The sequence below is a fragment of the Streptomyces sp. NPDC001732 genome, assembly GCF_053596315.1.
Window position 1 is genome coordinate 132,268 of sequence record NZ_JBSFFY010000011.1, and the last position, 18,487, is coordinate 150,754.

At 70.9% G+C, this 18,487-nt stretch carries 19 protein-coding genes; 17 read left to right on the forward strand and 2 right to left on the reverse strand.

What is annotated here, in order from left to right; translation table 11 throughout:
• The first annotated feature begins 21 nt into the window (after positions 1-21).
• Positions 22-840 (forward strand): inositol monophosphatase family protein, encoded by an 819-nt coding sequence (locus ACWCXX_RS14650; protein WP_451127018.1) that lies wholly within the window; start codon positions 22-24, stop codon positions 838-840.
• Between the two features lie 62 nt (positions 841-902).
• On the opposite strand, the gene ACWCXX_RS14655 is transcribed toward ACWCXX_RS14650, so the two are convergent.
• Positions 903-1,076, reverse strand: a complete 174-nt coding sequence (locus ACWCXX_RS14655; RefSeq protein ID WP_451127019.1) for a hypothetical protein — start codon at positions 1,074-1,076, stop codon at positions 903-905.
• Between the two features lie 359 nt (positions 1,077-1,435).
• Between ACWCXX_RS14655 and ACWCXX_RS14660 the strand changes: the two genes are divergently transcribed.
• From ACWCXX_RS14660 to ACWCXX_RS14675, 4 genes are all read left to right on the forward strand, one after another.
• Complete coding sequence (locus ACWCXX_RS14660; protein ID WP_451127021.1) at positions 1,436-2,089, forward strand: response regulator transcription factor; 654 nt, start codon at positions 1,436-1,438, stop codon at positions 2,087-2,089.
• A gap of 6 nt (positions 2,090-2,095) precedes the next feature.
• A complete protein-coding gene (locus ACWCXX_RS14665) occupies positions 2,096-3,325 on the forward strand; it encodes a sensor histidine kinase (protein WP_451127023.1) in 1,230 nt (409 codons plus the stop codon).
• Positions 3,326-3,728: 403 nt separating this feature from the next.
• Positions 3,729-4,025, forward strand: a complete 297-nt coding sequence (locus ACWCXX_RS14670) for a DUF4193 domain-containing protein (RefSeq protein WP_003965732.1) — start codon at positions 3,729-3,731, stop codon at positions 4,023-4,025.
• Positions 4,026-4,037: 12 nt separating this feature from the next.
• Positions 4,038-5,000 (forward strand): hypothetical protein, encoded by a 963-nt coding sequence (locus ACWCXX_RS14675; protein WP_451127025.1) that lies wholly within the window; start codon positions 4,038-4,040, stop codon positions 4,998-5,000.
• Positions 5,001-5,100: 100 nt separating this feature from the next.
• On the opposite strand, the gene ACWCXX_RS14680 is transcribed toward ACWCXX_RS14675, so the two are convergent.
• Entirely contained in the window at positions 5,101-5,556 is a 456-nt protein-coding gene (locus ACWCXX_RS14680; RefSeq protein ID WP_451127027.1) for a DUF3093 domain-containing protein, read from the reverse strand.
• Positions 5,557-5,614: 58 nt separating this feature from the next.
• Between ACWCXX_RS14680 and ACWCXX_RS14685 the strand changes: the two genes are divergently transcribed.
• The 12 genes from ACWCXX_RS14685 (at position 5,615) to ACWCXX_RS14740 (ending at position 18,400) form a co-directional block, all read left to right on the forward strand.
• Positions 5,615-6,199, forward strand: a complete 585-nt coding sequence (locus ACWCXX_RS14685) for a PaaI family thioesterase (RefSeq protein WP_451127029.1) — start codon at positions 5,615-5,617, stop codon at positions 6,197-6,199.
• Complete coding sequence (dut, locus tag ACWCXX_RS14690) at positions 6,199-6,732, forward strand: dUTP diphosphatase (protein ID WP_451127031.1); 534 nt, start codon at positions 6,199-6,201, stop codon at positions 6,730-6,732. The genes ACWCXX_RS14685 and dut overlap by 1 nt, the downstream gene beginning before the upstream one ends.
• A gap of 1 nt (position 6,733) precedes the next feature.
• Positions 6,734-7,507, forward strand: coding sequence for a DUF3710 domain-containing protein (locus ACWCXX_RS14695; RefSeq protein WP_451127033.1), 774 nt, complete (start codon positions 6,734-6,736; stop codon positions 7,505-7,507).
• A 347-nt stretch (positions 7,508-7,854) separates the two neighbouring features.
• Positions 7,855-7,944: a K(+)-transporting ATPase subunit F gene (kdpF, locus tag ACWCXX_RS14700; RefSeq protein ID WP_362617804.1), complete on the forward strand. Its 90-nt coding sequence runs from the start codon at positions 7,855-7,857 to the stop codon at positions 7,942-7,944.
• A 7-nt stretch (positions 7,945-7,951) separates the two neighbouring features.
• Positions 7,952-9,616, forward strand: a complete 1,665-nt coding sequence (gene kdpA / locus ACWCXX_RS14705) for a potassium-transporting ATPase subunit KdpA (protein ID WP_451127035.1) — start codon at positions 7,952-7,954, stop codon at positions 9,614-9,616.
• A complete protein-coding gene (gene kdpB, locus ACWCXX_RS14710) occupies positions 9,613-11,739 on the forward strand; it encodes a potassium-transporting ATPase subunit KdpB (protein WP_451127037.1) in 2,127 nt (708 codons plus the stop codon). Before kdpA ends, kdpB begins: the two co-directional genes overlap by 4 nt.
• 23 nt (positions 11,740-11,762) lie before the next feature.
• Positions 11,763-12,431: a potassium-transporting ATPase subunit C gene (locus tag ACWCXX_RS14715; RefSeq protein ID WP_451127039.1), complete on the forward strand. Its 669-nt coding sequence runs from the start codon at positions 11,763-11,765 to the stop codon at positions 12,429-12,431.
• Positions 12,432-12,613: 182 nt separating this feature from the next.
• Positions 12,614-13,363, forward strand: a complete 750-nt coding sequence (locus ACWCXX_RS14720; protein ID WP_451127041.1) for an ABC transporter ATP-binding protein — start codon at positions 12,614-12,616, stop codon at positions 13,361-13,363.
• Positions 13,364-13,656: 293 nt separating this feature from the next.
• Positions 13,657-16,200, forward strand: a complete 2,544-nt coding sequence (locus tag ACWCXX_RS14725; RefSeq protein WP_451127043.1) for an ATP-binding protein — start codon at positions 13,657-13,659, stop codon at positions 16,198-16,200.
• A 118-nt stretch (positions 16,201-16,318) separates the two neighbouring features.
• The gene (locus ACWCXX_RS14730; RefSeq protein WP_451127045.1) at positions 16,319-17,011 is read left to right on the forward strand and encodes a response regulator; all 693 of its coding nucleotides are present in this window, start codon (positions 16,319-16,321) and stop codon (positions 17,009-17,011) included.
• A 165-nt stretch (positions 17,012-17,176) separates the two neighbouring features.
• Positions 17,177-17,593 carry an OB-fold nucleic acid binding domain-containing protein gene (locus tag ACWCXX_RS14735; RefSeq protein ID WP_451127047.1) on the forward strand — a complete coding sequence of 139 codons (417 nt, stop codon included), beginning with the start codon at positions 17,177-17,179 and terminating at the stop codon, positions 17,591-17,593.
• Positions 17,594-17,596: 3 nt separating this feature from the next.
• Positions 17,597-18,400: a DUF3159 domain-containing protein gene (locus ACWCXX_RS14740; RefSeq protein WP_451127049.1), complete on the forward strand. Its 804-nt coding sequence runs from the start codon at positions 17,597-17,599 to the stop codon at positions 18,398-18,400.
• The last annotated feature ends 87 nt before the right edge of the window (positions 18,401-18,487 follow it).

Below are 18,487 nucleotides of genomic sequence, written 5' to 3' on the forward strand. Positions count from 1 at the left end.
GCCCACCACCCAGGGAGCGCCGTGACCGACCCGAACCCGACCGAACTGCTCGACCTCGCCCTGGAGGCCGCCCGCCGCGCGGGCGCGCTGCTCCGTGACGGCCGCCCGGCCGACCTGGGAGTGGCCGCGACCAAGTCCAGCCCGATCGACGTCGTCACCGAGATGGACATCGCCGCCGAGAAGCTGATCGTCGACTTCCTCACCGGCCACCGCCCGCAGGACGGCTTCCTCGGCGAGGAAGGGGCAGGCACGGAGGGCAGCAGCGGGATCCGCTGGGTCGTCGACCCGCTCGACGGCACCGTGAACTACCTGTACGGGCTGCCCACCTGGGCCGTCTCCATCGCCGCCGAACGCGACGGCGAGCGGGTCGTGGGCGTGGTGGAGGCCCCGATGCGCCGCGAGACCTACCACGCGGTCCTCGGCGGCGGGGCGTACGTGCGGGGCGACGCGCACGGCGAGGGCACCGCGCTGCGCTGCCGTCCCGCGCCGCCACTCGACCAGGCGCTCGTCTCGACCGGGTTCAACTACGTCGGCCACGTCCGCTCCCACCAGGCGGACGTGGCCCAGAAGCTGATCCCGCGGCTGCGCGACATCCGGCGTGGCGGCTCGGCCGCCGTGGACCTCTGCGACGTGGCGGCGGGCCGCCTCGACGGCTACTACGAGCGCGGGCTGCACCCCTGGGACCTGGCCGCAGGCGACCTCATCGCCCGGGAGGCGGGGGCGTACACCGGAGGCCGCCCCGGACTGCCCGCCGACGGGGACCTGGCGATCGCCGCGTCACCCGGCGTCTTCGAGCCGCTGCAGGCTCTCCTGGAGGAGTGCGGGGCCTGGCACGACTGAAAGGGGCGCACAACGCGTGAGGAGGGCCCCCGAGACCGTCGGGGGCCCTCCTCACGCGCGACTCAGGCGCTCGTGGCGCCGATTTCCACGCCGTGTTCGGCGGCGAGGCGGTGCAGGTCGTCCAGCTCGCTCTGCTCGACGTCCGCGAGGAAGTCGTCGCCCGTCTCCCGGGCTTTTGTGAGGTCGGACTCGGTGGTCCTGATGCGTTGCAGCAGACCTGCGGTGAAAGCGTCCATAATGCGCCCCCTCATCGTGGGTCGGTGGCACGGGGCTGTGCCCGGGTTTCCCTCCGCGCGGAGGCGGTAGGGCGGGTGATCACGCGCTCTCCGGGGACGGAGCGGCCTGTGGTACGCCACATTCAAGGCGTGATCGCGGGTGTGAATGCGTCCTCCCCGCCCCGAAGCTCAGGGAAACCTCAACTGGCCCGAAAATCCGGTGAATTCCCCTGGGCCGCAGGCCGGTCACCGTCGCCTTACCGCCGGTTTATGCGCGTTGCAGGCAGGATGGAGCCGCACGGACCCGTGCCGATCACAGCCCGTATCACGAACCGTGATCGCTTCGACACTCACTGAGTTTTTCTAGGAAGGACAGCGCCGTGCGCGTACTCGTCGTGGAGGACGAGCAGCTGCTCGCCGATGCGGTGGCCACCGGGCTGCGCCGGGAGGCCATGGCCGTCGATGTCGTGTACGACGGTGCCGCGGCCCTGGAACGCATCGAGGTCAACGACTACGACGTCGTGGTGCTGGACCGGGACCTCCCCCTGGTGCACGGCGACGACGTCTGCCGACGGGTCGTCGAGCTCGGCATCCCCACCCGCGTACTGATGCTCACCGCCTCCGGGGACGTCAGCGACCGGGTCGAGGGCCTGGAGCTGGGGGCCGACGACTACCTGCCCAAGCCGTTCGCCTTCACCGAGCTCACCGCCCGGGTCCGGGCCCTGGGCAGGCGCACGACGGTGGCGCTGCCGCCCGTCCTGGAGCGCGCCGGCATCAAGCTCGACCCCAACCGGCGCGAGGTCTTCCGCAACGAGACGGAGATCCAGCTCGCACCGAAGGAGTTCGCCGTGCTGGAGGTCCTGATGCGCAGCGAGGGTGCCGTCGTCTCGGCCGAGCAGCTGCTGGAGAAGGCCTGGGACGAGAACACCGACCCGTTCACCAACGTCGTCCGTGTGACGGTCATGACGCTGCGCCGCAAGCTCGGCGAGCCGCCGGTGATCGTCACCGTGCCCGGTTCCGGTTACCGGATCTGATCGGCCGTGCCCCCCGTTCCCGCGCCGCCGACGGCGCCCCCGAAGCCCACCTGGGAGCCCAAACAGCAGGAGCCGCCGTACTGGCTGCGCCCGACCATCCGGATACGGCTCACGCTGCTCTACGGCGGCATGTTCCTGATCGCGGGCATCCTGCTGCTCTCGATCATCTACATGCTGGCCGCGCAGGCCCTGCACGTGGGCAGCGAGCTGCCGTTCAAGATCGTCAACGGTCAGGTGACCAGCGAGGTCTGCAACCTGCCCGAGAAGGCGACACCGGAAGCCTTCAACGCGGCGATGAACTCGTGCGTCAACCATCAGCGCCGGGAGGCGCTGGACACCCTGCTGAACCGCTCGCTACTGGCCCTGGTCGGCCTCAGCGTCATCGCCTTCGCCTTCGGCTACGCCATGGCCGGCCGGGTGCTCTCCCCGCTGGGCCGGATCACCCGTACCGCCCGCCAGGTGGCCGGGACGGATCTGTCCCGCCGGATCGAGCTGGACGGCCCGGACGACGAGCTGAAGGAGCTCGCCGACACCTTCGACGAGATGCTCGACCGCCTGGAGCGGGCCTTCACGGCCCAGCAGCGGTTCGTCGGCAACGCCTCGCACGAGCTGCGCACCCCGCTCGCGATCAACCGCACGCTGCTGGAGGTCCACCTCTCCGACCCCCAGGCCCCACCGGAGCTGAAACAGCTGGGCAAGACGCTGCTGGCCACCAACGAGCGCAGCGAGCAGCTCGTCGAGGGGCTGCTGCTGCTGGCCCGCAGCGACAACCAGATCGTCGAGCGCAAGCCGGTCGACCTCGCCGAGGTGGCCTCGCGCGCGATCGACCAGACGCGGAGCGAGGCCGAGGAGCGCGGGGTGGAGATCCGCGGCGAGCGGACCCCGGCCGTCGTCCAGGGCAACGGCGTCCTGCTGGAGCGGATCGCGCTGAACCTCGTGCAGAACGCCGTGCGCTACAACGTCCCCGAGGAGGGCTGGGTGGAGGTCACCACCGAGTCGCACAACGGACAGGCCCTGCTGACGGTCTCGAACACGGGTCCCGTGGTGCCCGCGTACGAGATCGACAACCTGTTCGAGCCCTTCCGGCGGCTGCGCACGGAGCGGACGGGCAGCGACAAGGGGGTGGGGCTCGGCCTGTCGATCGCGAGATCCGTGGCGCGCGCCCACGGCGGCCGTATCATCGCGGAGCCCCGTGAGGGCGGCGGCCTCGTGATGCGTGTCTCACTGCCGGTCTGACCGGCTGGTCGGGCGATCCGTGAGCGGAGCAGTTTGTTCGCTTTGAGCGGAATTTTCGGAACCCGCGCCCGGGAGTGTCGTGTGTGATCGATCACAGAAACGAATTTCTGCCCGTCAACGCTCCGTGATCAGGAAGCTTGCCGGAAAACCCGTAAAAGTCGGGGTTTTCGAGGCTTGATATCACGGGAAGTACACGGGGTGGCGCCCGTGGAGCACGACGCGGGGACCGTGTACGGTCCCCTTCGCCACCCAAGCTGATCGCTGCCGAGCGGTCCTTTTGGGTGTCGATTGAGTAACAGACCTTGATGTGAGGCAAAATCTCCGCCTCGGGTCGGGCACAAGTCCGGCCTCTCACGCGTTACGAGCGCTGAGACACCGCAGACACCCAGAGGGGGAGAGCGACATGGCAACGGATTACGACACCCCACGCAAGACCGACGACGACGTCGACCAGGACAGCCTCGAAGAACTCAAGGCCCGTCGGAGCGACAAGACCGCCTCCGCCGTCGACGTCGACGAGTTCGACGCGGCCGAAGGACTGGAGCTGCCCGGCGCGGACCTGTCCAACGAGGAGCTGGCCGTCAGGGTCCTGCCCAAGCAGGCCGACGAGTTCACGTGCATGAGCTGCTTCCTCGTGCACCACAGGAGCCAGCTCGCGCGCGAGAAGAACGGCCAGCCGATCTGCCGCGACTGCGACTAGGTCGGACCGACCGTGGCAGGCGACACACCGTTCCGGAAGCGACGCTTGCGGCGCAAGAGGTCGCCGGAGATGCATCAGGGCGGCACAGGCCCGGCAAGGGGCGCGACAGCGTCCGCCGAGCTGTCCGCCCTGCCGCACTCCCCGGACGGGTGGGACGACGGGCGAGGCCGACCGGCCTCGCTCGAAGCAGCCCCGACGGTCACGACGGTCGAAGGAGTCGGCCCGGCCGAAGGAGCCGGACAGGCCGGCAGGACGGAGCCCGTGACCGGGGCAGGCCGTCTGAATTCAGTGAAACGGGGCGCACGCAGGAGCGGGGAGAGCACCAGGGCAGCGATCGGCCACATCGCCGACCTGATCATCGAGACTGCTCCCCGCGTCCCCGTGCGCGATCTCGCCACCCTGCGCAGGCAGTTCCCCGGCCTGGGGCCGGAGGAGCTCGCGGACAGGCTCATCGTGGGTGCGCGCAGGGCCACCGCCGCCGTCGGTGCCGGCATCGGCGCGGCGGCCATGATGCCCGTACCGCCCGCCATGTTCGCCGAGCTGACGGCGGAGATCACCGGCGTGGCCGCGATAGAGATGAAGCTCGTCGCCGAACTGCACGAGGTCTACGGGCTGCGCCCGCCGGGCGGACTCGTCCAGCGCTCCGGCGCCTACCTCGCGTCCTGGACGGAGGAACGCGGCATCGACGTCGCCCGCCCCCTGACGGTGAACGCGGCGCTGGGCGGCCAGATGAAGCGCGAGCTGCGGCAGCAGATCACGAAACGCATGGTGCGCGACCTGCCCAATTTGATGCCCTTCATGATCGGCGCCGCCGTCGGCGCGATGATGAACCGGCGCGACACCGGAAAGCTCGCCGAACGGGTCAGGAAGGACCTGCGCGAGCGCCGGGTCCCCTGGGACCGGCTGCCGCCACTGCCCCTGCTGGAACAGCCGGAGAACCCGCACGGGGGTCTCCGGGGCGAGCTGGAGGGCTGAGGGCCCCGGAGGCCCTCGACGGGGCCCGCGGTGTGCGCCGGGAAGGGCGCACGGCGCCCGCGACCGGCCCGGGAGGACCCGGCGGGTTTCGCCCCGGAGGCTACGCCCGTACGGCCGCGAGCGCCGCGACCAGGGCCTGCGGCTCACGGGTGGACAGATAGACGTACGGAGTGGGGTCCTGCGGGTCGGTGATCTCGATCCGGACCGCCGTCGGGATGTAGCTGCGCAGCAGCATGAACGCGCGGGTGTCCGCCTTGTACGAGCGCCACGCGCGCGCCTCCTCCCCCTCCAGCACCTCGGCCTCGCCGAGCGCCGTCACCGGAATCCGCGCGTCGCCCGCCACCAGGGCGCCCGCCACCACCCGGACCCTGGCCGAGCCGTAGGAGCTGACCGCGACGGCCGCCAGGGCCGTGCCGCCCACCAGACCGGCCAGCAGGGGCACGGTGCCGAGCGGCAGCAGCATCAGGGCGCAGGCGATGCCGATCAGGAAGGCGATGAGCCACCAGGAACGGGGGGCGGTCAGTCGTTCGTCGAAAGGCGGCGTGGAAGGCTGCATGAACCCAAGCTTGGCACGGTGCGACCCGCGGGTAGCCGCGCGGGTAAGGTCTGCGCCTGTGAGTGGAACATCTGAGGCACTGAAGCCCCCGGCCGACGCGGTGAAACCGGTCCGGCACCCCGAAGCCCCGGCCCCGGGCGAACTCCTCGGCGCGCACTACGAACACTGTTTCGGTTGTGGGGAAGGGCAGCAGCACGGGCTGCACCTCCAGACGCGGGCCGGTGACGGCGTCGGCGTCACCGCGGAGTTCACCGTGAAGGCCGCCCACCAGGGCGCCCCCGGCCTGGCGCACGGCGGCGTCCTGGCCACCGCGCTGGACGAGACGCTCGGCTCGCTGAACTGGCTGCTGCGGGTGATCGCCGTGACCGGCCGGCTGGAGACCGACTTCGTGCGTCCGGTGCCGGTGGACACCGTGCTGCACCTCGACGCCGAGGTCGTCGCGGTGCACGGCCGGAAGATCTACTCCCGGGCGACCGGCCGGATCGGCGGCCCGGACGGGCCCGTGGCGGTCCGGGCCGAGGCCCTCTTCATCGAGGTCAAGGTCGACCACTTCATCGAGAACGGCCGCCCGGCCGAGATCCGGGCCGCGATGGCCGACCCCGACCAGGTCAAGCGCGTCCGCGCGTTCGAGGTGAACCCCTGATGCGCCACCCCGTGGACGTGCTGATCCGCCGGACCGACCCGGAGGTGCCGATTCCGGCCTACGGACACCCGGGGGACGCCGGAGTCGATCTGGTGACCACCGAGGCCGTCGAGCTCGCTCCGGGCGAGCGGGCGGTGCTGCCCACCGGCGTGTCGATCGCGCTGCCCGACGGGTACGCCGCGTTCGTGCACCCGCGCTCCGGCCTCGCGGCCCGCTGCGGAGTCGCCCTGGTGAATGCCCCGGGGACGGTCGATGCCGGGTACCGTGGAGAGATCAAGGTGATCGTCATCAATCTCGACCCACGTGAGCCCGTGCGGTTCGACCGGTTCGACCGGATTGCCCAACTGGTTGTCCAGCAGGTCGAGAAGGTGCGCTTCCACGAGGTGACGGAGCTTCCCGGCTCGGCTCGCGGCGACGGAGGTTTCGGATCCACCGGAGGGCACGCTTCCGGTGATGTCGATGGCGTCCGGGGCGGGATCACCCAGGGCGGGAACAGCTACGCTTCGGTCGTACCCGACCGGGAAGGACAGTGACGTGTTCGGACGTCGCAAGAAGAGTGGTTCCGCCGAGGACGTGGCGGACGAAGCGCGCGAGGCCGAGCAGGTCGTCGACGAGCTCGATGACGCGGACGGGGCCGACAGCGGCCCGCGGCGGGTGAATCTCCCGCCGGCACCGCGGCCGGACGGACCGTGGGACGTCTCCGAGGTCTCCCAGCCCGGCGAGGGCCGGGTCGACCTGGGCGGCATCTTCGTGCCCGGCGTCGAGGGCATGGAGCTGCGCGTCGAGGTGGCCGGTGACGCGATCGTCGCCGCGACCGTGGTGCTGCGCGACAGCGCCATTCAGCTGCAGGCCTTCGCCGCCCCCAAGAAGGAGGGCATCTGGGGCGAGGTCCGTGAGGAGATCGCGGCGGGCATCACCCAGCAGGGCGGGATCATCGACGAGGTCGAGGGCCCGCTGGGCTGGGAGCTGCGCGCCCAGGTGCCCGTACAGCTCCCGGACGGCACGAACGGCGTGCAGCTGGTGCGGTTCGTCGGTGTCGACGGACCCCGCTGGTTCCTGCGCGGAGTGATCTCCGGCCAGGGCGCCGTGCAGCCGGAGGCCGCCGGGCTGCTGGAGACGATCTTCCGGGACACCGTGGTCGTCCGTGGCGAGGGCCCGATGGCGCCGCGCGACCCGATCGTCCTCAAGCTGCCCAACGACGCCCAGATGGTGCCCGAGGGCGTCCAGCAGGAGGACCAGGAGAGCTCCAGGTTCTCCGGTGACATGGGCCGGCTCCAGCGCGGCCCCGAGATCACCGAGGTGCGCTGAGCAGGGCCGGGCAGCCGCCCGGCAAGGTTTCGGCCGGTGGGCCGCATCCCTTTTCGAGAGGGTGCGGCCCACCGGCCTTTTCGCGTCCGGGAGCGGAGCGCCGACGGAGCGCGGAAGAGGCGCGTATGGGGCGCGTATCGGCCACGTATGCGCACCGTAAAGGGCTCGTCGTTCCCCGTAAGGAAGCCATCAACGCAGGCCAGGACGCCTGCGATGAGAGGTTTGCTCAGGAGGTCCGAAAATTCGTACCTCATCTAGGAGCACACGATGGCCGATGTGGCCTTCGTCGTCACCACGATCGCGGTGTTCGCGCTGGTGGCTCTGGTCGCCAAGGGGGTGGCCAGGCTGTGACCGCCGAAAACGTCGTCGGCCTCGTCGTGGCCGTCGCCCTGCTGGGCTACCTCGTCCTCGCCCTTCTGCACCCGGAGAGGTTCTGAGCACGATATGAGCCCCGTCCTCGCCGGTGTGCTCCAGGTCCTCGCGCTCGTCGTGGCGCTGGGACTGGCGTACCGCCCGCTCGGCGACCACATGGCCGGCGTCTACTCCTCGAAGAAGCACCTCCGCGTCGAGAAGTGGATCTACCGGGCCATCGGTGTCGACCCGAACACCCGGATGCGCTGGCCCGCGTATCTCCGCGGTGTGCTCGCCTTCTCCGCGGTGAGCGTCCTCTTCCTCTACCTGCTCCAACGGCTCCAGGGCAGCCTGCCCGGCTCGCTCGGCTTCGCCTCGATCGACCCCGACCAGGCGTTCAACACGGCCGCGTCGTTCGTCGCGAACACCAACTGGCAGTCGTACTCCGGTGAGCAGGCCATGGGCCACGTCGTCCAGACCGGTGGCCTCGCGGTGCAGAACTTCGTCTCGGCCGCCGTCGGCATCGCCGTCGCGGTGGCCCTCGTCCGCGGCTTCGCCGGGTCCCGCACCGGGGAGCTCGGCAACTTCTGGGCCGACCTGGTACGCGGCACCGTCCGTGTTCTGCTGCCGATCTCCGTGGTCGGGGCCCTGGTGCTCGTCGCCTGCGGAGTGATCCAGAACTTCTCCGGCATCCACGAGGTCGGGCAGTTCATGGGCGGCCCGCAGCAGTGGAACGGCGGCGCCGTGGCCTCCCAGGAGGTCATCAAGGAACTGGGCACCAACGGCGGCGGCTACTTCAACGCCAACTCGGCCCACCCGTTCGAGAACCCCAACGGGCTGTCCAACCTCTTCGAGATCTTCCTGATCCTGGTCATCCCGTTCGCGCTGACCCGGACGTTCGGCCGGATGGTCGGCTCGCCCAGGCAGGGTTACGCGATCCTCGCGGCGATGGGCGCCGTCTGGCTGGGCTTCACCACCCTGATGATGTGGGCCGAATTCGCCCACCACGGGCCCGCGTTCCAGATCGCGGGCGGAGCGATGGAGGGCAAGGAGACCCGGTTCGGGATCGCCGGATCGTCGATCTTCGCGGTGGCCACGACCCTCACCTCCACCGGTGCGGTGAACTCCTTCCACGACTCGTACACGGGCTTCGGCGGCGGGATCGCGATGCTGGGCATGCAGCTCGGCGAGATCGCGCCCGGAGGCGTGGGCTCCGGCCTCTACGGCATGCTCGTCATGGCGATCATCGCGGTGTTCATCGCCGGGCTGATGGTCGGCCGTACGCCGGAATACCTCGGCAAGAAGATCGGCACCCGCGAGATCAAGCTCGCGGCCTGCTACATCCTGATCACCCCGGCGCTGGTGCTCTGCTTCACCGCCGCGGCGTTGGTGCTGCCCACCCCGCCCCACTCGATGCTGAACTCCGGTGCGCACGGCTTCTCCGAGGTGCTCTACGCCTACACCTCGGGCGCCAACAACAACGGGTCCGCGTTCGCCGGGCTCAACGCGGACACACAGTGGTTCAACACCACGATCGGCCTCGCGATGCTGCTCGGCCGGTTCCTGCCGATGGTGTTCGTCCTCGCGCTGGCCGGCTCGCTCGCCGAGCAGAAGCCGCTACCGGCGACCGCGGGAACCCTGGGCACGCACCGGCCGCTCTTCAGCGGGCTCCTGGTCGGCACGATCCTGATCATCACCGGGCTGACCTTCTTCCCGGCCCTGGCGCTGGGACCACTGGCCGAAGGACTGGCGTCATGACCACTCGTACGGAGCAAGAGGACCCGATGTCCACTGTCACCCCCACCCGGGCACCGCACCGGGACGCGCCCACCGGCCACCGGGGCGAAGGACGCGTCGGCGGCGGCCTGTTCGACCCCGCGCAGCTGATCCGTTCCTTCCCCGACGCCGTGCGCAAGCTCGACCCCCGGGTGATGGTCAAGTCCCCGGTGATGTTCGTGGTGCTGGTCGGCTCGGTGTTCACGACCGTGCTGGCGTGCCTGGAACCGGGGGAGTGGTTCGGCTGGGCGATCGCGGCCTGGCTGTGGCTGACCACGATCTTCGCCAACCTGGCGGAGGCGGTCGCCGAGGGACGCGGCAAGGCGCAGGCCGACACGCTGCGCAGGGCCAAGACGGACACCGTCGCGCGACGGCTGGCCGGCGGGAGCGAGGAGCGGGTGCCCGGAGCCGAGCTGCGCATCGGTGATCTGGTGGTCTGCGAGGCCGGTGACGTCATCCCCGGCGACGGCGATGTCGTCGAGGGAGTCGCGAGCGTCGACGAGTCCGCGATCACGGGCGAGTCCGCCCCGGTCATCCGGGAGTCCGGGGGCGACCGCAGCGCCGTCACCGGGGGTACGAAGGTGCTCTCCGACCGCATCGTCGTCAAGGTCACCACCAAGCCCGGCGAGACGTTCATCGACCGGATGATCGCCCTGGTCGAGGGCGCCGCCCGGCAGAAGACGCCCAACGAGATCGCGCTGAACATCCTCCTCGCGTCCCTCACGATCGTCTTTCTGCTCGCCGTCGTCACCCTCCAGCCCTTCGCGGTGTACGCGGGCCGGGAACAGTCGATGATCGTGCTGACCGCGCTGCTGGTCTGCCTGATCCCGACGACCATCGGCGCGCTGCTCTCCGCGATCGGCATCGCCGGGATGGACCGCCTCGTCCAGCGCAATGTGCTCGCGATGTCGGGGCGCGCCGTCGAGGCCGCCGGGGACGTGTCGACCCTGCTGCTCGACAAGACCGGCACCATCACGCTCGGCAACCGGCAGGCCGCCGAGTTCGTACCCGTGAAGGGCGCGACCGAGGCCGAACTGGCGGACGCGGCCCAGCTCTCCTCGCTGGCCGACGAGACGCCCGAGGGCCGCTCGGTCGTCGTCCTCGCCAAGGAGAAGTACCGGCTGCGCGAGCGCCACCAGGGCGAACTGGTCGGCGCGGAGTGGGTGGCCTTCACCGCCCAGACCCGGATGTCCGGCGTCGACGTGGACGGACGGAAGATCCGCAAGGGCGCCTCCGGATCGGTGGTCGCCTGGGTGAAGGAGCGCGGCGGCACCGTTCCGCAGGACGTGGCGGCGCTCACCGACACCATCGCCCAGGCGGGCGGCACACCGCTGCTGGTCGCCCTGGAGGACGGGCGTGGCGCCCGGGTCCTGGGCGTCATCCACCTCAAGGACGTCGTCAAGGAGGGCATGCGGGAGCGGTTCGACGAGCTGCGCCGGATGGGCATCCGCACGGTCATGATCACCGGCGACAACCCGCTGACCGCGAAGGCCATCGCCGAGGAGGCCGGCGTCGACGACTTCCTCGCCGAGGCCACGCCCGAGGACAAGATGGCCCTCATCAAGCGCGAGCAGGCGGGCGGCAAACTCGTCGCGATGACCGGCGACGGCACCAACGACGCCCCCGCGCTCGCCCAGGCGGATGTCGGCGTGGCCATGAACACCGGCACCTCGGCCGCCAAGGAGGCCGGGAACATGGTGGACCTGGACTCCAACCCCACCAAGCTGATCGAGATCGTCGAGATCGGCAAGCAACTGCTCATCACCCGCGGCGCGCTGACGACGTTCTCGATCGCCAACGACGTCGCGAAGTACTTCGCGATCATCCCCGCGATGTTCGCAGTGGTGTATCCCGGCCTGGACAAGCTGAACATCATGCAGCTGTCCTCGCCCCAGTCCGCGATCCTGTCGGCGGTGATCTTCAATGCGCTGATCATCGTCGCGCTGGTGCCGCTCGCCCTGAAGGGCGTGCGCTACCGGCCCAGCGGCGCCGACTCGATGCTCCGGCGCAACCTCGGGATCTACGGACTCGGCGGCCTGGTCGCCCCGTTCGTCGGCATCAAGATCATCGACATGGTCGTCTCGCTCGTACCCGGGCTGCACTGAACTGAGGAATCGGCTGACCTGCCATGAACAACTCCGTAGCAAACACCGCCCGGTTGCTCTGGGCCGGGCTGCGCGCCCTGCTCGTCCTCACCGTCGTCTGCGGCGTGCTCTACCCGCTCGCCGTCACGGGCGTTGCCCAGGGCGTCTTCCCCGACAGGGCCAACGGCTCCGAGATCACCGCGAACGGCAGGGTCGTCGGCTCCGAACTCATCGGCCAGCGCTACGACCTGCCGCTGAAGAAGGGGCAGGAGACCGCGGCCCCGGACCTCAAGTGGTTCCAGCCGCGCCCCTCCAACGGCCTGGGCACCAACAGCGTCAACACCCGGTACGAGCTGCTTCTCTCCGGCGCGACCAACCGCTCCGGCGACAACAGGGAACTCGTCGACCGGGTGAAGGCCGCCAAGGCCGCCGTCGTCAGGGACAACTCCGTCCCCGGCCACCCGGTCGATCCCGCCGACGTGCCGGCCGACGCCGTCACCTCCTCGGGCTCCGGACTCGACCCGGCGATCTCCCCGCAGTACGCACAACTCCAGGTGCGCCGGGTGGCCGAGCGCAACCACCTGCCCGTCGAGCGGGTGGAGAAGCTCGTCGAACAGCACACCGACGGCCGGATACTCGGTTTCGTCGGAGAGCCGAGGGTCAATGTCCTCCGGCTCAACATCGCCCTCGAACAACTGGTGAACGGGGACTGAGCGGCCCCGGACAGCGCGCGGCGCCGGCCTCCCGCCCCGGCGCCGCGCGCATTTGCCCACCGGGACGGCGTGCCCGGCCGTCCGGCGCCGGAAAGCCGCCGGGGAGCCGACCGGCGATTGTCCGGCCCGCACCCATTGCACATACTGGCGTTCGACGGGATCGCGCAGGTACGGGGAGAGACATGAACGAGACCACAGGCCGGACGGGTACGGACGGACAGGGCGGCACCGCCGTCGTCGAGGAGCCGGCCGGGGGGCCCATGGTCCGGGTCGAGGACCTGCGCCGTTCGTACGGCTCCGGCGCCGGAGCCGTCCACGCGCTGCGCGGGGTGTCCTTCGAGGTGCCGCGCGGGGAACTCGTCGCGCTCAAGGGACGCTCGGGCTCCGGCAAGACCACCCTGCTCAACCTGCTCGGCGGGCTCGACCGCCCCGACAGCGGCCGGATCACCATCGGCGGCACGGACCTCGCCGAGCTCGGCGAGGACGGGCTGCTGGAGCTGCGCCGGGACCGGATCGGCTTCGTCTTCCAGTCGTTCGGCCTGATCCCGATCCTGACCGCGGCGGAGAACGTCGGCGTGCCCATGCGGTTGCGCGGGACGGACCCGCGCGAGCGCGAGGAGCGGGTGGCGCTGCTGCTCTCCCTGGTCGGCCTCGCCGACCACACGGCCCAGCGCCCCGGCGAACTCTCCGGCGGCCAGCGCCAGCGCGTCGCGATCGCGCGGGCGCTCGCCAACCGGCCGGCGCTGCTGATCGCGGACGAACCGACCGGTCAGCTCGACGCGGAGACCGGACTCGCGGTGATGGAGCTGCTGCGGGCGGTGGTGCGCAGCGAGGGCGTCACCGCCCTGGTGGCGACCCACGACACCCAGCTGCTGGGGCTGGCGGACCGGGTACTGGAACTGAGCGACGGGCACATCGTCGAGCACGCGTGACGGGCACGCCGCCGGGCGCGTGACCCGGTGGCCGAGGGGGCCCCGACGCGGCGGAGTTCCGGCGTCGGCCCGGCGGGCGGCCCCCGGCTTCGGTGGGGGCGTCGGCGTGGGGGCGGTCCCGGCCCCGGCTTCGCGGCGGGGGCGGGCACTCCCGGCGCCCCGGCCGGGGCGTCAGAATCCTGTCAATTCGGCCCCCGGTCCCACCCCGCGTCCCATTCGCCGGGAATCTTCGGGGTAGCTTCGAAGCGGCTGCCGGATCGGACGCAGCCGCTCGCGCAGAAGACAATGGGGCCATGGGACGCGGCAAGCTTCGGATCTACCTGGGTGCGGCACCCGGCGTCGGCAAGACGTACGCGATGCTCTCCGAGGCCCATCGACGGGTGGAACGGGGCACCGACTGCGTCGTCGCCTTCGTGGAGCACCACGACCGGCCGCGCACCGAGGTCATGCTGCACGGCCTGGAGCAGATCCGGCGGCGCGAGATCGAGTACCGCTCCGCGGTCTTCACCGAGATGGACGTCGACGCCGTCCTGGAGCGCGCCCCGGCCGTCGCCCTGGTGGACGAACTGGCCCACACCAATGTGCCGGGCTCCCGCAACGCCAAACGCTGGCAGGACGTCGAGGAACTCCTCCAGGCCGGCATCGACGTGATCTCCACGGTCAACATCCAGCACCTGGAGTCGCTCGGCGACGTCGTCGAGTCGATAACCGGCGTACGGCAGCGCGAGACCGTCCCCGACGAGGTCGTCCGCAGGGCCGACCAGCTGGAACTCGTCGACATGTCGCCCCAGGCGCTGCGCCGCCGCATGGCCCACGGCAACATCTACAAGCCGGACCGGATCGACGCCTCCCTGTCCAACTACTTCCGCCCCGGCAACCTGACCGCCCTGCGCGAGCTGGCCCTGCTCTGGGTCGCCGACCGGGTCGACGAATACCTCCAGCAGTACCGCGGCGAGCACAACATCCGCACCACCTGGCAGGCCCGCGAACGCATCGTCGTCGGCCTGACCGGCGGGCCCGAGGGCCGCACGCTCATCCGTCGCGCCTCCCGGATGGCGGCCAAGGGCTCGGGCGGCGAGATCCTCGCCGTCTACATCGCCCGCAGCGACGGACTGACCTCGGCCTCGCCCAAGGAGCTCACCGTCCAGCGCACCCTCGTGGAGGACCTCGGTGGCACCTTCCACCACGTCATCGGCGACGACATACCGTCGGCGCTCCTGGAATTCGCCCGCGGGGTGAACGCCACGCAGATCGTCCTCGGCTCCAGCCGTCGCAAGGCGTGGCAGTACATCTTCGGACCGGGCGTGGGCGCCACCGTGGCCCGCGAGTCCGGCCCCGACCTCGACGTCCACATCGTCACCCACGAGGAGGTCGCCAAGGGGCGCGGCCTGCCCATCGCCCGCGGCGCCCGGCTGGGCCGGGCCCGGATCATCTGGGGCTGGCTGGTCGGCGTGGGCGGCCCGGCCCTCCTCACACTGCTCCTGGCCACTCTGGACAGCGGCCCCGGACTCGCCAACGACGTCCTGCTCTTCCTCTTCCTGACCGTGGGCGCCGCGCTGATCGGCGGACTGCTGCCCGCCCTCGCGTCGGCCGCCGTCGGCTCGATTCTGCTGAACTACTGGTTCACCCCGCCCACCCACACCCTGACCGTTCAGGACCCGGAGAACTTCGTCGCCATCGTGATCTTCTTCGCGGTGGCGGTCGCGGTCGCCTCGGTCGTCGACCTGGCGGCACGCCGCACCCATCAGGCGGCCCGGCTGCGCGCCGAGTCGGAGATCCTCTCCTTCCTCGCCGGCAGCGTGCTGCGCGGCGAGACGACGCTGGACGCGCTCCTGGTCAGGGTCCGCGAGACCTTCGGCATGGAGTCCGTCGCCCTGCTGGAGCGCACGAGCGACGTCGATCCCTGGACGTGCGCCGGGAGCGTCGGACCGGGCCCGGTGGCCCGGCCGGAGGACGCCGACGCGGACATGCCCGTCGGCGACCACATGGCGCTCGCGCTCTCCGGGCGGGTGCTGCCCGCCGAGGACCGCAGGGTGCTCGGCGCGTTCGCCGCCCAGGCCGCCGTCGTGCTGGACCGGCAGCGGCTGGTCGACGAGGCGGAGGAGGCCCGGCGGCTCGCCGAGGGCAACCGGATCAGGACGGCGCTCCTGGCCGCAGTCAGCCACGACCTGCGCACCCCGCTCGCCGCCATCAAGGCCGCCGTCAGTTCTCTGCGCTCCGACGACGTCGCCTGGTCCGACGAGGACGAGGCCGAACTGCTGGAGGGCATCGAGAGCGGCGCCGACCGCCTCGACCACCTGGTGGGCAACCTCCTGGACATGTCCCGGCTCCAGACCGGCACCGTCACGCCGCTGATCCGCGAGGTCGACCTCGACGAGGTGGTCCCGATGGCGCTCGGCGGCGTACCGGAGGGCAGCGCCGACCTGGACGTCCCCGAGAGCCTGCCCATGGTCGCGGTCGACCCCGGCCTGCTGGAGCGGGCCGTGGCCAACATCGTCGAGAACGCCGTCAAGTACAGCCCTCCCGGGCAACGCGTCACGGTGGCGGCCAGCGCGCTCGGCGAACGCGTCGAGCTACGGGTGGTCGACCGCGGCCCCGGCGTCCCCGACGAGGTCAAGGAACGCATCTTCGAGGCGTTCCAGCGCTACGGCGACGCCCCGCGCGGCGTCGGCGTCGGACTTGGCCTCGCCGTGGCCCGCGGCTTCGTCGAGGCCATGGGCGGCACGCTGGACGCCGAGGACACCCCCGGCGGCGGCCTCACGATGGTGCTGACCCTGAAGGCGGCACCGGGACACGTCCCGGTCGAGCCCGGCCTGCCCGCGCGGGCCGTCCTGTGAGCACCCGGCCCACGCCGTGCCGCACGCCCCGCGCACTCCACCCCATGATTCCCGCGACGAAGTCCCCCGGCCGCCACGGGGCCCCGGGGGACCGCCGTACAGCAGAAAGGCAGGGCCCATGACCAGGGTGCTTGTGGTCGACGACGAGCCGCAGATCGTGCGCGCCCTCGTGATCAACCTGAAGGCGCGCAAGTACGAGGTGGACGCGGCGCCCGACGGCGCGACCGCCCTCCAGCTCGCCGCCGCCCGCCACCCCGACGTCGTCGTCCTCGACCTCGGACTGCCCGACATGGACGGCGTCGAGGTGATCAAGGGACTGCGCGGCTGGACCCGGGTGCCGATCCTGGTGCTCTCCGCCCGCCACACCTCCGACGAGAAGGTCGAGGCCCTGGACGCCGGCGCCGACGACTACGTCACCAAGCCGTTCGGCATGGACGAGCTGCTCGCCCGGCTGCGCGCCTCCGTCCGCCGGGCCGAGCCCGTCGGGCAGCACGGCTCCGACGACGTGGTGATCGTCGAGACCGAGGGGTTCACCGTCGACCTCGCGGCGAAGAAGGTCCACCGCGACGGACGCGACGTACGGCTCACCCCCACCGAGTGGCACTTGCTGGAGGTCCTGGTCCGCAACAGCGGCCGGCTGGTCAGCCAGAAGCAACTGCTCCAGGAGGTCTGGGGGCCCTCGTACGGCACCGAGACCAACTACCTGCGGGTCTACATGGCCCAGCTGAGGCGCAAGCTGGAGACCGACCCCTCGCACCCCCGGCACTTCGTCACCGAACCTGGCATGGGCTACCGCTTCGAGCGCGGCTGACCGGGAGGCCGGGCCGGGGACCGGGCCCGCTCCGTGTGTGTTCAGTGCGCGTTCCGTGCCCGCTCCGTGCGCGTCCCGGTCCCGTTCCGTGCCCCGGGCGGATCGCCCGCTCGGGTGAGGGCCGGGACACCCGCTCGGCGCAGCCGGGACCGGTACCCTTCGGGTATGAGTGCTGTTCCCCGATCCGAGAAGCCGGGCAAGGCGGACAAGCCGTCGGGCCGCTTCCGTCGGATGCTCGACCGGCTGTCCAGCTCCCAGGAGGACCTGGAGTCCGAGGAGCTTCAGGAGGACGCGCAGGCCTCGGGCTGCACGCGGATCTCCGAATGCAACGACCGCCAGATCGTGAAGGTGACTGGTACCTTGCGGACCGTCACCCTGCGGCCGCGCGCCGGAGTGCCCGCCCTGGAGGCGGAGCTCTTCGACGGCACCGCACCGCTGGACGTCGTCTGGCTGGGCCGGCGCTCCATCGTGGGCATAGAACCGGGCCGCAGACTCATCGCATCGGGCCGGATCGCCATGAGCCACGGGCGCCGGGTGCTGTTCAACCCCAAATACGAACTCCGACCGCTCGGCAAGGAGTAGCCGGTGACGTCTTCCGACAAGCCGTCGTCCGACACGGACCCCACCACCCGCACCGACCCGCAGGACGCCGATACGAAGGCGGTCACGGAGGCTGCGCTCTTCGAGGCGTTCGGCGGTGCCCGGGGCATGGTGGAGACAGTCCTTCCCGGGCTGCTCTTCGTCACCATCTTCACGGTCAACAAGGACCTGCACGTCTCGGCCATCGCGGCCCTGGTGGTGTCCCTGGTCCTCGTCGTCGTACGGCTGATCCGCCGGGACACCGTCAAGCACGCCTTCAGCGGCGTCTTCGGAGTGGCCTTCGGCGTGGTCTTCGCGATGATGACCGGCAACGCCAAGGACTTCTACCTGCCGGGCATGCTCTACACGCTCGGCCTCGCGCTCGCCTACCTGATCACCACCCTCGCCGGGGTGCCGCTGATCGGTCTGATCCTGGGCCCGGTCTTCAAGGAGAACCTCTCCTGGCGCACCAGGAACCCCGGCCGCAAGAAGGCGTACGCCAAGGCCAGCTACGCCTGGGGGCTGATCCTGCTCGCCAAGTGCGCGATCCTCTTCCCGCTGTACTGGTGGGCCGACACGACCCAGTTCGGCTGGGTCCTGGTCGCCCTGAAGATCCCGCCCTTCCTCCTCGCGGTCTATCTGACCTGGGTCTTCCTCGCCAAGGCGCCGCCGCCCATCGATGTCTTCGCCGAGATGGAGGCCGAGGAGCGGGCCGAGAAGGAGCGCAAGGCCGAGAAGGAGCGCGAGGCGGCAGCCGCCGCTGCCGCGGTCCGCGAGCAGGGGACCACCGCGGAGTACCGGGAGTACTGAGCACCGAGGAGCCGCGCGTTCCGTACCACTGACGGGAGGGCCCGGACCGTGTCACACGGTCCGGGCCCTCCCGTCAGTCGTACGCGG

Bases quoted from the DNA above. Each gene is read 5' to 3' on its own strand.
- ACWCXX_RS14655 (WP_451127019.1), bottom strand. From the start codon at position 1,076: ATGGACGCTTTCACCGCAGGTCTGCTGCAACGCATCAGGACCACCGAG.
- ACWCXX_RS14670 (WP_003965732.1), top strand. From the start codon at position 3,729: ATGGCAACGGATTACGACACCCCACGCAAGACCGACGACGACGTCGAC.
- ACWCXX_RS14680 (WP_451127027.1), bottom strand. From the start codon at position 5,556: ATGCAGCCTTCCACGCCGCCTTTCGACGAACGACTGACCGCCCCCCGT.
- dut (WP_451127031.1), top strand. From the start codon at position 6,199: ATGCGCCACCCCGTGGACGTGCTGATCCGCCGGACCGACCCGGAGGTG.
- kdpA (WP_451127035.1), top strand. From the start codon at position 7,952: ATGAGCCCCGTCCTCGCCGGTGTGCTCCAGGTCCTCGCGCTCGTCGTG.
- kdpB (WP_451127037.1), top strand. From the start codon at position 9,613: ATGACCACTCGTACGGAGCAAGAGGACCCGATGTCCACTGTCACCCCC.
- ACWCXX_RS14715 (WP_451127039.1), top strand. From the start codon at position 11,763: ATGAACAACTCCGTAGCAAACACCGCCCGGTTGCTCTGGGCCGGGCTG.
- ACWCXX_RS14720 (WP_451127041.1), top strand. From the start codon at position 12,614: ATGAACGAGACCACAGGCCGGACGGGTACGGACGGACAGGGCGGCACC.
- ACWCXX_RS14725 (WP_451127043.1), top strand. From the start codon at position 13,657: ATGGGACGCGGCAAGCTTCGGATCTACCTGGGTGCGGCACCCGGCGTC.
- ACWCXX_RS14730 (WP_451127045.1), top strand. From the start codon at position 16,319: ATGACCAGGGTGCTTGTGGTCGACGACGAGCCGCAGATCGTGCGCGCC.
- ACWCXX_RS14735 (WP_451127047.1), top strand. From the start codon at position 17,177: ATGAGTGCTGTTCCCCGATCCGAGAAGCCGGGCAAGGCGGACAAGCCG.